The sequence below is a fragment of the Streptomyces sp. NPDC006365 genome (assembly GCF_042870755.1).
Taxonomy (GTDB): Bacteria; Actinomycetota; Actinomycetes; order Streptomycetales; family Streptomycetaceae; genus Streptomyces; species Streptomyces xiangluensis.
The window spans coordinates 144,210-158,096 of record NZ_JBIAHS010000015.1 but is presented as its reverse complement, the minus strand read 5'-3'; the positions used below and the strand labels follow the sequence as shown (position 1 = coordinate 158,096).

10 protein-coding genes are annotated in these 13,887 nt (G+C 69.8%); 3 read left to right on the top strand and 7 right to left on the bottom strand.

The window, feature by feature from the left end:
- The first annotated feature begins 78 nt into the window (after positions 1-78).
- Positions 79-963 (top strand): SAM-dependent methyltransferase, encoded by an 885-nt coding sequence (locus tag ACFYO0_RS32970; RefSeq protein WP_388683439.1) that lies wholly within the window; start codon positions 79-81, stop codon positions 961-963.
- Between the two features lie 80 nt (positions 964-1,043).
- Here ACFYO0_RS32970 and ffh read toward each other — a convergent pair whose 3' ends face one another.
- The 5 genes from ffh to ACFYO0_RS32945 all read right to left on the bottom strand — a co-directional run bounded on the left by ffh (position 1,044) and on the right by ACFYO0_RS32945 (position 8,647).
- Positions 1,044-2,597: a signal recognition particle protein gene (gene ffh, locus ACFYO0_RS32965; RefSeq protein WP_388683437.1), complete on the bottom strand. Its 1,554-nt coding sequence runs from the start codon at positions 2,595-2,597 to the stop codon at positions 1,044-1,046.
- A gap of 141 nt (positions 2,598-2,738) precedes the next feature.
- Positions 2,739-5,213: a [protein-PII] uridylyltransferase gene (locus ACFYO0_RS32960; protein ID WP_388683435.1), complete on the bottom strand. Its 2,475-nt coding sequence runs from the start codon at positions 5,211-5,213 to the stop codon at positions 2,739-2,741.
- Positions 5,214-5,238: 25 nt separating this feature from the next.
- Positions 5,239-5,577 carry a P-II family nitrogen regulator gene (locus ACFYO0_RS32955; protein ID WP_165263595.1) on the bottom strand — a complete coding sequence of 113 codons (339 nt, stop codon included), beginning with the start codon at positions 5,575-5,577 and terminating at the stop codon, positions 5,239-5,241.
- Complete coding sequence (locus ACFYO0_RS32950; RefSeq protein WP_388683431.1) at positions 5,574-6,857, bottom strand: ammonium transporter; 1,284 nt, start codon at positions 6,855-6,857, stop codon at positions 5,574-5,576. Before ACFYO0_RS32950 ends, ACFYO0_RS32955 begins: the two co-directional genes overlap by 4 nt.
- Before the next feature lie 305 nt (positions 6,858-7,162).
- Positions 7,163-8,647 carry a hypothetical protein gene (locus ACFYO0_RS32945; protein ID WP_388683595.1) on the bottom strand — a complete coding sequence of 495 codons (1,485 nt, stop codon included), beginning with the start codon at positions 8,645-8,647 and terminating at the stop codon, positions 7,163-7,165.
- A gap of 438 nt (positions 8,648-9,085) precedes the next feature.
- On the opposite strand from ACFYO0_RS32945, the gene ACFYO0_RS32940 reads away from it, so the two are divergent.
- Entirely contained in the window at positions 9,086-9,754 is a 669-nt protein-coding gene (locus ACFYO0_RS32940) for a bifunctional DNA primase/polymerase (protein ID WP_388683429.1), read from the top strand.
- Positions 9,755-9,844: 90 nt separating this feature from the next.
- Here ACFYO0_RS32940 and ftsY read toward each other — a convergent pair whose 3' ends face one another.
- Positions 9,845-11,041, bottom strand: a complete 1,197-nt coding sequence (ftsY, locus tag ACFYO0_RS32935) for a signal recognition particle-docking protein FtsY (RefSeq protein WP_388683427.1) — start codon at positions 11,039-11,041, stop codon at positions 9,845-9,847.
- Positions 11,042-11,344: 303 nt separating this feature from the next.
- On the opposite strand from ftsY, the gene ACFYO0_RS32930 reads away from it, so the two are divergent.
- Complete coding sequence (locus tag ACFYO0_RS32930) at positions 11,345-12,334, top strand: LLM class flavin-dependent oxidoreductase (RefSeq protein WP_388683424.1); 990 nt, start codon at positions 11,345-11,347, stop codon at positions 12,332-12,334.
- 97 nt (positions 12,335-12,431) lie between these two features.
- On the opposite strand, the gene ACFYO0_RS32925 is transcribed toward ACFYO0_RS32930, so the two are convergent.
- Positions 12,432-13,850, bottom strand: a complete 1,419-nt coding sequence (locus ACFYO0_RS32925; protein ID WP_388683423.1) for a sugar porter family MFS transporter — start codon at positions 13,848-13,850, stop codon at positions 12,432-12,434.
- Between the last annotated feature and the right edge of the window lie 37 nt (positions 13,851-13,887).

Here is a 13,887-nt window from a genome sequence, read left to right as displayed (position 1 = left end):
CGGGGGGAGTAAGAGCGCATTGCACGGGGGCAAAGGAAACGGGGCACAGCAGCAACTCTCGGTGGATTGGGGCGCTTTATGACACCTACGCTCGTGCGGCAGCACCTGCCTCACGCAGGACCCACGTCCCGTGTGGACCCGTGCTCACGCGCGCGTGACTGGGCCGAGATCCAGGAACGGATGCTCGTCCCGCTCTACGAAGCCGTCTACGAACGACTCGAAGTAGGCCACTCGACCCGCCTGCTCGGCCTCGGCTGCGGTTCCGGCCTCGCTCTCCTGATGGCGGCGTCACGGGGCGCCACGGTCACCGGTGTCGACTCGTGCACACCCGAACGGCTGGCCCTCGCGCGGGAACGTCTGCTGCCCGAAGCGTGGGGCACGCGCGCGCGTGCCGACGTACGAGACGTACGGCTGGTCGACGGGCCCCCTGAAGACGCCGCAGACGACGCGGATGCCGCCGACGCGCAGACGCCCGCGTACAACCTGGTGACCGCCTTCGAACCGATCGGCTGCACGGCCGGCGACTCCGAGGGACTCGGTGAACTCCTGGAGGCCGCAACACCGCTAGCCGCTCGCGGCACACCGGCCGTACTCGTCGGCTGGGGCCCGCCGGAACGCTGCACCACCTCGTCCGTGCTGCGGGTCGCCACCAAACTGGCGGACCCCCTGCGCAGCACGGGCAGCTGGCGCCCCGCCCGCCGCGACGACCTGGAGGAGGTCGCCCAGCGCGCCGGCCTGCGGCCCGACGGCTCCGGACGGGTGGCCTGCCCCTTCGGGTACGCCGACATGGACAACGCCGTACGCGGACTCCTGTCCACCGGGCTCTTCGACGCAGCCGCCGCCGCGACCGACCAGGCCCAGGTCGACAAGGAGCTGGCGGAAGCGCTCCATCCGTATCAGCGGCACGACGGCACGGTGTGGATGCCGAATGTGTTCCGGTACCTCATCGCACGTATGCCCTAGGCCCGATACGTCGCTGGGGGCGCCCTCCCGGAGAAGGGCGCCCCCAGCGACGTACGAGAAAAGGCGTACGGGAATAGCCGTCAGCGCATGAACTTCTTGAACTCGTCGGGCAGTTCGAAGTCCTGCGGCTGCTGACCGCCCGGCAGGCCCAGGGCACCCCCGGCCTGGCTCGCGGCCTCCCGGCGGGCGGCGGCCTCCTGCTCCTGCTGCTTGCGCTTCATCGGGTTGCCGGAGCGCTGCTTGCCCTTGGCCTTCTTGGCCTGCTTCTTCGTCCGGCCGGCGCCGCCTCCCGTGCCCGGCATCCCAGGCATACCCGGCATACCGCCACCCTGGGCCATGCGGGACATCATCTTGCGGGCCTCGAAGAACCGCTCGACCAGGCCCTTGACCGCACTGACCTCGACACCGGAACCCTTGGCGATACGGGCGCGGCGCGAGCCGTTGATGATCGTCGGCTCCTGGCGCTCGGCCGGAGTCATCGACTTGATGATCGCGGCCGTACGGTCGACGTCGCGCTCGTCGAGGTTGTTGATCTGGTCCTTGATCTGGCCCATGCCGGGAAGCATGCCGAGCAGCTTGGAGATGGAGCCCATCTTCCTGACCTGCTCCATCTGGTCCAGGAAGTCGTCGAGCGTGAAGTCCTTGCCCTTGCTGGACGCCAGCTTGGAGGCCATCTTCTCGGCCTCTTGCTGCGAGAAGGTCTGCTCGGCCTTCTCGATCAGCGTGAGCATGTCGCCCATGCCGAGAATGCGGGACGCCATGCGGTCCGGGTGGAACGCGTCGAAGTCGTCCAGCTTCTCGCCGTTCGAGGCGAACATGATCTGGCGGCCGGTGACATGCGCGATCGACAGCGCCGCACCACCGCGGGCGTCGCCGTCGAGCTTCGACAGGACCACCCCGTCGAAGCCGACGCCGTCACGGAAGGCCTCCGCGGTGTTGACCGCGTCCTGACCGATCATCGCGTCGACGACGAAGAGGACCTCGTCGGGCGAGACCGCGTCACGGATGTCGGCGGCCTGCTGCATCATCTCGGTGTCGATACCGAGGCGGCCGGCAGTGTCGACGATGACGACGTCGTGCAGCTTCTGCTTCGCGTACTCGATGGAGTCCTTGGCGACCTGCACCGGGTCGCCCACGCCGTTGCCCGGCTCGGGCGCGAAGATGCCGACGCCCGCACGCTCGGCGACGACGCTCAGCTGGTTCACGGCGTTCGGGCGCTGGAGGTCGCAGGCGACCAGCACGGGGGCGTGGCCCTGGCTCTGGAGCCACTTGCCGAGCTTTCCGGCGAGGGTCGTCTTACCGGCACCCTGGAGACCCGCGAGCATGATCACGGTCGGCGGCTGCTTGGCGAAGCGCAGCCGCCGGGTCTCGCCACCGAGGATGCCGACCAGTTCCTCGTTGACGATCTTGATCACTTGCTGGGCCGGGTTGAGCGCCTGGGAGACCTCGGCCCCGGTCGCCCTCTCCTTGACCTGCTTGATGAAGGCGCGCACCACGGGCAGCGCGACGTCCGCCTCCAGCAGGGCGATACGGATTTCACGCGCCGTGGCGTCGATGTCCGCCTCGCTGAGGCGCCCTTTGCCGCGGAGGTTCTTGAATGTCGCTGCGAGGCGATCGGAAAGAGTGTCGAACACGGCGGTCGCGAATCCTCAAGTTGGGAGCAGGCGGACAGGGTCGCCCTCCAGGGTATCCGCACGCGCCAAGTGGGGTCTTCACCCCGTTCGTACGAAGCCGGAGGGCGCCCTCAGTCGTACGGCGCCGCAGGCGCCCCCCGCCTACTCCCGCAACGTCTCCTCCAGCGCCCGAGCCACCGATGCCGCCTCCTCGCCCGGCAGGGGCGCCCCCTCGGGACCCGTCACATAGAAGGCGTCCACCGCGTTCGCCCCCAAGGTACTGACGTGCGCGCTGCGCACCCGTACGTCCGAGTCCTCCAGGGCCCGGCCGATGCGGTGCAGCAGCCCGGGCGCGTCATGAGCCCGCACCTCGATCACGGTGGCCCGCCGCGACCCGACCGAAGCGACCGTCACCCGCGGCGGCGGCGCGATGATCCCCCGCCGCCGGGGATATGCGGCGTCCCGCTCGGCGAGCCGTCCCGCGATGTCGAGGGAGCCGTCGAGGGCGCGGACGAGGTCGGCACGGAGCCGGGCGGCCTGCGGCAGCGAGCCGTACTCGGCGGCGACACGCCAGTCGAGGAGCAGCACAGAGCCCTCTGAAGCCGGGGAGTCCTCGGACTCCTGGACGGAGTCCGGCAGATCCAGTGCGCGCAGTTCCGCCGTACGCACGGTGAGCCGGTGCATCGCGAGCACGCCGGCCACGGCAGGCAGCACCCCGGGCTGGTCCGGTACCGCGATGAGCAGTTCCACACCGAGAGGTTCCGGTTCGCCCGAGGGGTCCTCGGCCGGCGGCTCGGTCTGGGCGCGCAGGGACAGTACGGGGCTGCCGGTGCGGAACGCCTCGATCGCGAGACGTTCCTGCTCGGCGGTGGGCGCGGCGGTCTCCGGCTCCTCGGGGGCGTCCCCGGCGAGTACGGCCGAGACCCGCTTGACGAGGTCGGCCACCAGGGACGCGCGCCACGAGGACCAGGCGGCGGGCCCGGTGGCCAGCGCGTCCGCCTCGGTGAGCGCGTGCAGCAGCTCCAGCGTGCCCTGCGAGCCGACCGCCTCTGCGACGGAGCGCACGGTGGCCGGGTCCTCCAGGTCGCGCCGGGTCGCCGTCTCGACGAGCGTCAGGTGGTGGCGTACGAGGGTGGCGAGTGTCGCGACGTCCGTGCGGTCGAAGCCGATACGGGCGGCCACGTCGCGCGCGATGATCTCGCCGGCGACGGAGTGATCGCCCGGCCAGCCCTTGCCGATGTCGTGCAGCAGCGCGGAGACCAGGAGGAGGTCGGGGCGACCGACGCGGCGGGTCAGCTCGGAGGCCTGCACCGCGGTCTCGATGAGGTGCCGGTCGACGGTCCAGATGTGCACGGCGTTGCGCTGCGGGCGGCAGCGTACGCGTTCCCAGTCGGGCAGCAGCTGGGTGATCAGGCCCTCCGCCTCCAGCGCCTCCCAGACCTCGACGGTGGGGCGCCCGGAGCCGAGCAGGGTGACGAGCTGTTCGCGGGCCTCGGCGGGCCAGGGCGTGGGGAGCGGGCGGGCCGCGGCGGCCATCCGGCGGACGGCGTGCAGCGAGAGCGGCAGTCCGGACTGGGCGGCCGCGGCGGCGGCGCGCAGCGGCAGTACGGGGTCGCGGTCGGGGCGGGCGGCGCGGGCGAGGACGACCTCGCCGTCCTGCTCGACGACACCTTCTGCCAGCGGGGACCGCTCGGGGGCGGGCTTGCCGCCGCCCAGCATGGCACGCAGGCGCGGGCGTACAGCGCGCGACTTGAGCACGCGCCCCACTTCACGCCAGGTGACGTCACTGGCGTACGAGATGACGCGGGCGGCCTCGTACACCTGGCGCAGCAGGGTGTCGGCGTCCAGCAGACCGAGTTCTGCGGCGACCTGGTCCTGTTCCTGGAGCGAGAGCCGGTCGGTGGCGCGGCCGGTCGCGAGGTGCAGGGCGTCGCGGACGTCGAGTATCCGCTTGCGTGCGTCGGCGAGGCCCTCGCGCGGGGCGTCCGCGAGCCAGGATGCGGCGACGGCGCGCAGGGCGGTGGCGTCGCGGAGGCCGCCGCGGGCTTCCTTGAGGTCGGGTTCGAGGAGGTACTGCAGCTCGCCCTGGCGCTCGGCCCGTTCGGCGCACAGCTCCTGGAGTTCGGGGAGGCGTTTGGGCGCCTGGTTGCGCCAGTCGGCGAGGACGGCCGTACGCAGTCCGGCGGTCAGGCCGAGGTCGCCCGCGAGATGGCGGGCGTCAAGCAGGCCGAGCTGGACCTTCAGGTCTTCGCCCGCGGTCTTGCGCGCCTCGGCCGGCGTACGGACGGAGTGGTCGAGGGCGAGGCCGAGGTCCCATACGGGGTACCAGATGCGGTCCGCGAGGGCGGCGACCGCGTCCGGGTCGGCGCTGCCGTCGTGCAGGAGCAGCAGGTCGAGGTCGCTGCGGGGCGAGAGTTCGCCGCGGCCGTAGCCGCCGACGGCGATGAGGGAGACGCCGCGCAGTCCTTCGGCTCCGGCGTCGAACAGACCGGTGAGCCAGTCGTCGGTCAGTTCCGCGAGGGCCGCACGGCGCGGCGGCCCGGACCGCGCCCCCTCCTGGAGGAGGCGCAGCCGGGCCGCCGCGTAGCCGCTGGGTCCCGAGTCCTCTGCTTCCGTACGTACGTCCGTACTCGTCACCCAGCGACTCCTGTTCTTCTTCTCTTTACAGCGCGTCGGGTCCGCGCTCGCCGGTCCGGACCCGGACGGCCGTCTCGACCGGGATGGACCAGACCTTGCCGTCTCCGATCTTGCCGGTACGGGCCGCCTTGACGATGACGTCGACCAGCTGTTCGGCGTCGTCGTCCTCGGCCAGCACCTCGATACGGATCTTGGGGACCAGGTCGACGGTGTACTCGGCGCCGCGATAGACCTCGGTGTGTCCCCGCTGACGACCGTAACCGCTGGCCTCGGTGACCGTCAGGCCGTGCACCCCGAAGGCCTGCAGGGCTTCCTTGATCTCGTCGAGCCGGTGCGGCTTGACGACTGCGGTGATGAGCTTCATGCCTCAACCTTCTTGGCCTCAGCAGCGTCGCTGCTCTGCGCGGAAGTGGTGGACGCGGTCATGTGGGAACTGGCAGCAGAGCTGAAGTCGTATGCAGTCTCGGCGTGGGCCGCCTGGTCGATACCGCTGATCTCGTCGTCCTCGGAGGCCCGGAAGCCGATCGTCTTCTTGATCAGGAAGGCGAGGATGAAGGTCACGACGAAGGTGTAGCCCATGACCGAGAAGGCACCGATGACCTGGGACAGGAACTGGCTGCCGCCGCCGACTCCGCCGATGGCCAGGAAGCCGACCATCAGGGTGCCGATGACACCGCCGACGAGGTGGACACCGACGACGTCCAGCGAGTCGTCGTAGCCCAGCTTGTACTTGAGGCTGACGGCCCAGGAGCAGAGCGCACCGGCTACGACACCGATCAGCAGGGCGCCGAAGGCGTTGACGCTGCCGCCGGAGGGGGTGATCGCGACGAGACCGGCGACGGCACCGGAGCAGGCGCCCAGCGTGGTGAACGCTCCGTGGCGGATGCGCTCGTAGATGAGCCAGCCGAGCATGGCGGCCGCGGTCGCGATCTGCGTGTTGAACGCCATCAGACCGGTGGTGCCGTCGACGCCGAGCTCGGAGCCCGCGTTGAAGCCGAACCAGCCGAACCACAGCAGGGCGGTGCCGAGCAGGACCAGCGGCAGGTTGTGCGGGCGCATGGGGTCCCTCTTGAAGCCGACCCGCTTGCCCACGACGAGGACCGCCGCGAGGGCGCCGATACCGGCGTTGATGTGCACCGCGGTACCACCGGCGAAGTCGATCACGGCCGGGTCGAGCTGGGCGAGCCAGCCACCGCCCCAGACCCAGTGGGCGACCGGGAAGTACACCACGGTGACCCACGCGCCGATGAAGACCATCCAGGAGCTGAACTTGACGCGGTCGGCCAGCGCACCGCTCATCAGGGCGGCGGTGATGACCGCGAACAGCATCTGGAAGAGGGAGAAGGCGAGGAGTGAGATCTTCTCGCCGGCGAAGTTCTCCATCGTGCTGTCGGCGTTGACGCCCTTCAGCCCGATCATGTCCAGGTTCCCGATGAAGCCGCCCACGTCGCCGCTGAAGGCGAGGGAGTGCCCGTACAGGACCCACAGGACGCTCACGATGCCCAGCGAGATGAAGGACATCATCAGCATGTTCAGCACGCTCTTGGAGCGAACCATGCCGCCGTAGAAGAGGGCGAGGCCCGGCGTCATCAACATGACGAGCGCCGCGCTGATCAATACGAATCCGGTATCTGTGCCGTTCAAGGCCGATATCTCCTCGTCGTCGGAACGGCCCGTGCGGATGCTCAAGCTGTGGGGAGGGCCGACTGTGCTAGGAGATTGACGCAGCGCCGTTTCCGTCGAGGCCCCTCGATGTTTCGCCGCCGTGACGAAGACGCCTTGCGTGTTACGCGTTGATGAACTGCCGGATGTCCGCTCGCGCGATCGTTATCGTGGCGCAACCTTCCGGCGAAAGCGCGCAGCCGACCGCGGCCTGCCATCCGATGACCTGGCGTGGGGAGCCGAGTCGGGCGGTAAGGGACGGCGGGCCGCGGCCGGGGCTTTGCGAGTCAGACCGCGTCGGCGGTCTCGGGCAGGTCCAAGGCCAGTTGCTCGGTCAGATCCACCACTTCGACGAGGTCCCCGAAATCGCGTACGGCCGTGTCGACGGTCTTTCGGATACGGGTGTTGACCCGCTCGGAGCGGACCTTCTTGGCGACCGTGAGCGCCTTCCTGGTGAGCGCCGCACCCTGCTCGGGCTCCCGCTGCAGCAGGTGCACCGTGGCCATCCCGATGAGGTTGAGTGCGTACGAACGCTGGTGCTCGGTGTCCTTCGCGAAGAGGTCGACGGCCGTCTGCATCACGGGCTCGGCGAGCGAGGCGTACGTGGGGCTGCGGCCCGCGACATAGGCGAGGTCACGGTAGGAGTGGGAGTTCTCGGCGTGCAGCTCAGCCTCGCTGAAGAAGCGGATCCAGTCGGGCTCGGGCTCGTCGAACTCCTGGGCATCGACGAAGGTGTCCTCGGCCATCCGGACGGCGCGCTTGCACTTGCCGGGCTGGCCCATATTGGCGTACGCCCGGGCCTCCATCGCATACAGCATGGACTGTGTACGAGGGCTCGCACAGTCGCGGCCTCCGTACTGTGCGAGGTGGATCAGTTCCAGGGCGTCGTCGGGCCGCCCGAGGTGGATCATCTGGCGGCTCATGCTGGACAGGATGTACGAGCCGAGCGGCTTGTCGGCGGCTTCCTTGGCGGCGTGCAGGGCGAGGACGAAGTACTTCTGCGCGGTGGGCTGCAGCCCGACGTCGTAGCTCATCCAGCCCGCCAGCTCGGCCAGCTCTGCGGCGACCTTGAACAGGCGCTTGGCGGTGGCCGCGGGCTGAGGTTCCTGGAGGAGGTCCGTCACCTCGTGCAGCTGGCCGACGACGGCCTTGCGGCGCAGGCCGCCGCCGCACTGCGCGTCCCACTGCCGGAACATGACCGTGGTGGCCTCCAGCAGATCGAGCTCGGGCTGGGACAGCCGGCTCGCGCGGCGCGTGACGCCTTGGGGTTCGGGTTCTTCGCGAGGGCCCGCGGGGCTGGGGACCAGCCAGCGCTGCATGGGCTCGATCAGGGACGAACCGGCCGAGAGGGCAAGCGAGGTGCCGAGGAAGCCGCGGCGGGCCAGCATCAGGTCGCTGCGGGAGAACTCGCTGATCAGGGCGACGGTCTGCGGGGCAGTCCACGGCAGGTCGACGCCGGACACGGACGGTGACTGGTGGGCGGAGCGCAGGCCGAGGTCCTCGATGGCGACGACGCAGCCGAAGCGCTCGGAGAACAGCTCGGACAGGATGCGCGGGATCGGCTCGCGCGGATTCTCCCCGTCCAGCCAGCGGCGTACACGGGAGGTGTCCGTGGAGATGTGACTGGCGCCCAACTGGCGGGCCCGCCGGTTCACTTGACGCGCCAGCTCGCCCTTGGACCAGCCGCTGCGCACGAACCAGGAGCCGAGCAGCTCATTGGGGCGCTTGTCAGCGCCAGCCGCGGTCGTCCCGCTTCCGCCGTTGCCGCCCACTGGCACGCCCCCATTCCTGAAACCACTTGTTGCGCTGTGTGCGCCAAGCCCTACCAGATTGCCGGTACATACGGTCGCCCGTCCGGCGGTTCTCACCTGTCGAACGGAGAGCCGACTTGCCTCCGGCATACTCACGAGTTGAGCGTTCCCAGGAGTCGTGCACTCACAGTAATCCTACGATCACCTCCCCGGCCATGGCGGATGCGGAAACGCCACCATTCGCCACCCCTTCGAATGAACTCACGGTTGCCTGTCCGCGATTCACTTGACACAGGGCGGCCAGGGGTGGCGGAACGGTGCACGCCGGGGCGCGCGAAGACAAGCGCACCACCCGGAACGCTTCTGGACGCTGCTTGCTCCAAGTCGACGCCGGGAACGCAGGGTTACATTCCGATTCCGTCACGTAACCATCGGTGCGCTGAACCTGTTGGAGGGGGCATGGGCTTCACGATCGGCGGCAGCCGTGGGATGCGCGAGATCAGGCCCGGCTCACGTCGCCGCGGCCGCGCCTCGGAGTGCACCGCTGTGGCCGAGTTCACCGGACTGTGGGGCTGGGACGTGGTGCCCGGCGCCCGAGCGGTCGCGGGTTCCTGCTCATGCGGCCGGGCGGACTGCCCGGCACCCGGCGCGCACCCGCTGGACTTCGCACCGGTCGTCCCGGCCGGTGCCACGCTCGACCAGGCGACCGAAGCCTGGGCCGAATTCCCCGGCGCCGCGGTCCTGCTGCCGGTGGGACGCGCCTTCGACGTGATCGAGGTCGCCGAACCCGCCGGGCGACGCGCACTGATCCGCCTCGAACGGATGGGCCTCCCGCTGGGTCCCGTGACGGCGACCCCGGACGGCCGCGCCCACTTCTTCGTCGCCCCCGGCACCGCGGCCGAACTGCCCGAGTTCCTCTACCGCATGGGCTGGGACTGGGACGACGCCACCCTCGACCTGCATGACCTCGGCCCCGGCACGTACATCACGGCCCCGCCCTCCGACCGCGCCGGCCTCGGCCCGGTCCGCTGGCTCCGCTCCCCCGCCCTCGACTCGGCGACAAAGCCGCCCGCGGCACGACTGCTGCTGGGGACACTGGCCTACGTGGCGCACCGCTCGCGGGCGTAGCCCTGCGGGGCGGCAACAGCGAAGCGCGCGTCCCCGACTGCACCTCGGGAACGCGCGCTTCTCCCAGCACCTATTACTTTCAGTAGCTGCTCATTCTCCGATAAGAGCGTCAACGAACGCCTCCGGCTCGAACGGCGCCAAGTCGTCCGCGCCCTCGCCCAGGCCGACGAGCTTGACCGGTACGCCCAACTCGCGCTGGACGGCGATGACGATGCCGCCCTTGGCCGTGCCGTCGAGCTTGGTCAGGACGATGCCGGTGATGTCGACGACCTCGGCGAAGACACGGGCCTGGACGAGGCCGTTCTGACCGGTGGTGGCGTCCAGGACGAGCAGCACCTCGTCCAGCGGCGCATGCTTCTCGACCACGCGCTTGACCTTGCCGAGCTCGTCCATGAGACCGGTCTTGGTGTGCAGGCGCCCCGCGGTGTCGATGAGCACGACGTCCGAGCCCATCTCCTTGCCCTCCTTGACCGCGTCGAAGGCCACGGAGGCAGGATCGCCGGCCTCGGGCCCGCGCACGGTGTACGCGCCGACCCGCTCGCCCCAGGTCTGGAGCTGATCGGCGGCGGCGGCACGGAAGGTGTCGGCGGCACCCAGGACGACGGTGCGCCCGTCCGCGACAAGAACGCGGGCGAGTTTGCCGGTGGTGGTGGTCTTGCCGGTGCCGTTGACGCCGACGACCATCACGATCCCGGGCTTGCTGGCCTCGGGCTCCGTCTTCACGGTGCGGTCCATATCGGTGCCGACCAGCTTGAGGAGCTCCTCGCGCAGCAGGCCGCGCAGCTCCTCGGGCGTACGGGTGCCGAGCACCTTCACTCGTTCACGCAACCCCTCGACAAGCTCCTGGGTGGGCTGAACGCCGACATCGGCGGTGAGCAGCGTGTCCTCGATCTCCTCCCAGGTGTCGTCGTCCAGGTGCTCGCGCGACAGGAGGGTGAGCAGCCCCTTGCCGAGCGCGTTCTGCGAGCGGGAGAGCCGGGCGCGCAGACGCACCAGGCGCCCCGCGGCCGGCTCCGGGATCTCGATCTCGGGTGCGGCCGGTCGTTCCTCGACGGCGACGGCCCCCGAGGTGTCCGGAAGATCCACCTCCTCGATCGTGCGGCGCGGTTCCTCGCGCGGCGTCTCGGCCTCGTCGCCGACGTGCGGCTCGGCCGGAGGGGCGGTGATGTCGGGCGTGGCGGGGGGCGGCGGGGGCGGCTGCTTCCGCTTGCGGCTGCCGACGACGAGCCCGCCGAGCGCACCGATCACGACTACGGCGATGACTACAAGAAGGATGACGATTTCCATAACCCCACCAGTATGCGCGTGACCCGGCCGGCGATCGTTCGTTCCCCTCGCGGGGACTCCTTGTCCCTGCGGGCCGGGCTGGCCCGTCGCCTTGCCCCGGTTCGGCGAGAAGCCCATTGGGGCGGAGTCACAACGGGACCGGTATGCGGTTCCGTATCGTGCGCGAGGCGCACAGGGCGTTGTGGCAGCTCATGACGTGGGTTGCCACAACCCTCGTACAAGGGGCCTGTCGACCCCTGGCTGTCTGACGCCCCGTCAGCTACCGTCCCCCTTCCCCGGCACCAGCCCGAAGGAGGACCCGCCATGCCCGTGACGGTCGTACGTTTCAACCTGGTGGAGCCCGACGCGACGAGCGAATCCCTCAGCGCCCGTTACCAGGCCGCCCTCGAAATGGCCGCCTACGCCGACGACCGCGGGATGAGTACCGTGCAGACAGAGGAGCACCATGGCGTCGCCAATAACTGGCTGCCCTCACCCTTCACCTTCGCGGGCGCGGTCTTCGGCGCCACCCGCCGGATCGCGGTCACGGTCTCGGCGATCATTGGTCCGCTGCACGATCCGCTGCGGCTGGCCGAGGAGATCGCCGTACTCGATCTGATCAGCGGCGGCCGGCTGGTGACGGTCGCGGGGATCGGCTACCGACCCGAGGAGTACGCGCTCTTCGACGTCGAGTGGAAGCGGCGCGGCAAGCTCCAGGACGAGCTGCTGGAGACGCTGCTCAAAGCGTGGACGGGCGAGGACTTCGAGTACCGGGGCCGTACGGTTCGGATCACCCCGCGCCCGTACACCCGGCCGCATCCGCTGCTGCTGGTCGGCGGCTCCTCGCAGGCGGCGGCCCGGCGTGCCGCACGGCTCGGACTGCCGTTCTTCCCGAGCGCGCATCTGCCGGAGCTGGAGGCGTACTACAAGGAGCGTCTCGTGGAGTACGGCACGGAGGGCTGGACCATGATGCCTCCGGCCGAGACCCCGCTGCTGCACCTGGCCGAGGACCCGGACCGCGTGTGGGCGGAGCACGGCGAGCACTTCCTGCACGAGGCGCGGACGTACGCGTCCTGGCAGTCCGGCGATGTCCGTTCGGCGGTGAAGTCGGAGGCCACGACGGTCGGCGAGCTGCGCGCCGAGGGCGTGTACCGGATCGTGACGCCGGACGAGTGCCTGGCCCAGGGCCTCGACAACTACGTACTGCATCCGTTGTCCGGCGGGATGCCGGTCGACGAGGGCTGGCGCAGCATGCATCTGTTCTGCGAAAACGTACTGCCCCGGCTCAAGAACCTCGAGAACCACGAGGGCTGAGCCGGGGCAGCACGCCTTACGGAACGAGGAGAGGGCAGCGGGGACTTGGCCCGTCTCCTCGTGCTCGGGGGCCTTTCGGGGCCCTTTCGAAGCAGATCTATCCCATCTCCTCCAGCGCCTTGCCCTTGGTCTCCGTGACGAACTTGAGCACGAAGGGGATGGAGAGTGCGGCGAAGACGGTGTAGATCACGTACGTCAGGGAGAGGTTCCAGTCGGCCAGGGACGGGAAGCTCGCGGTGATGGCCCAGTTGGCTATCCACTGCGCGGAGGCGGCGACGCCGAGGGCGGCGGCGCGGATCTTGTTCGGGAACATTTCACCGAGGAAGACCCAGACGACCACACCCCACGAGAGGGCGAAGAAGAGCACGAAGACGTGGGCTGCGATCAGCGCGACCCAGCCCTGGGTGGCCGGCAGCTTGCCGTCGACGAGGTCGAAGGAGAAGGCCCAGGCTTCGAGCGCGAGACCGAGGACCATGCCGACGGAGCCGATGAGCGCGAGGGGCCTGCGGCCGATGCGGTCGACGAAGATCATGGCGATCACGGTGCCGACGATGTTGATGATCGACGTCGTGAACGAGTAGAAGAAGGACTCCGTCGGGTCGACGCCGACGGACTGCCACAGCGTCGAGGAGTAGTAGAACGCGACGTTGATGCCGACGAACTGCTGGAAGACGGAGAGCCCGATGCCGATCCAGACGATGGGCCGGAAGAAGAAGCTGCCGCCGAGCAGGTCCCTGAAGGTCGACTTGTGCTCGCTCTTCATGGCGTGCTCGATCTCCCGCACGCGGGCGTCCAGGTCGACGTTCTTGCCCTCGACCTCGGCGAGCACCTCGCGGGCGCGGGTCTCCTTGCCGGCGGAGATGAGGTAGCGGGGTGACTCGGGGATCGCGAAGGAGAGCAGGCCGTACAGGATGGCGGGGATGACCATCACGCCGAGCATGACCTGCCAGGCTTCCAGGCCCATCAGCTTGCCGCGCTGGTCGCCGTCCGCGGCGTTCAGGATGGCCCAGTTGACCAGCTGGGAGACGGCGATGCCGATGACGATCGCGGCCTGCTGGAAGGAGCCGAGGCGTCCGCGGTACGCGGCGGGGGCGACCTCGGCGATGTAGGCGGGGCCGATCACGGAGGCCATGCCGATGGCGAAGCCGCCGACGATGCGCCAGAAGGCCAGGTCGTACAGCGCGAAGGGCAGTGCGGAGCCGACGGCGCTGACGATGAAGAGGACGGCCGAGATCTGCATACAGCGGATGCGGCCTATGCGGTCGGCGATGCGGCCCGCCGTGGCGGCGCCGATCGCGCAGCCGATCAGCGCGATGGCGATCACCTGCGCCAGGGCCGCGGAGCCGATGTCGTAGCGGTCCCGGATGGCTTCGACGGCGCCGTTGATCACGGCACTGTCGTAGCCGAAGAGGAAGCCGCCCATCGCGGCCGCCGCCGCGATGAAGATGACGTGCCCGAGGTGTTCGGGATGAGCCTCTCGGGCCCCTGACTTGGGTAGCTGCGCTGCGCGGGTCACGTGTACTCCTCGGGCCGCCGGCCTCGCTGCCGGGGGG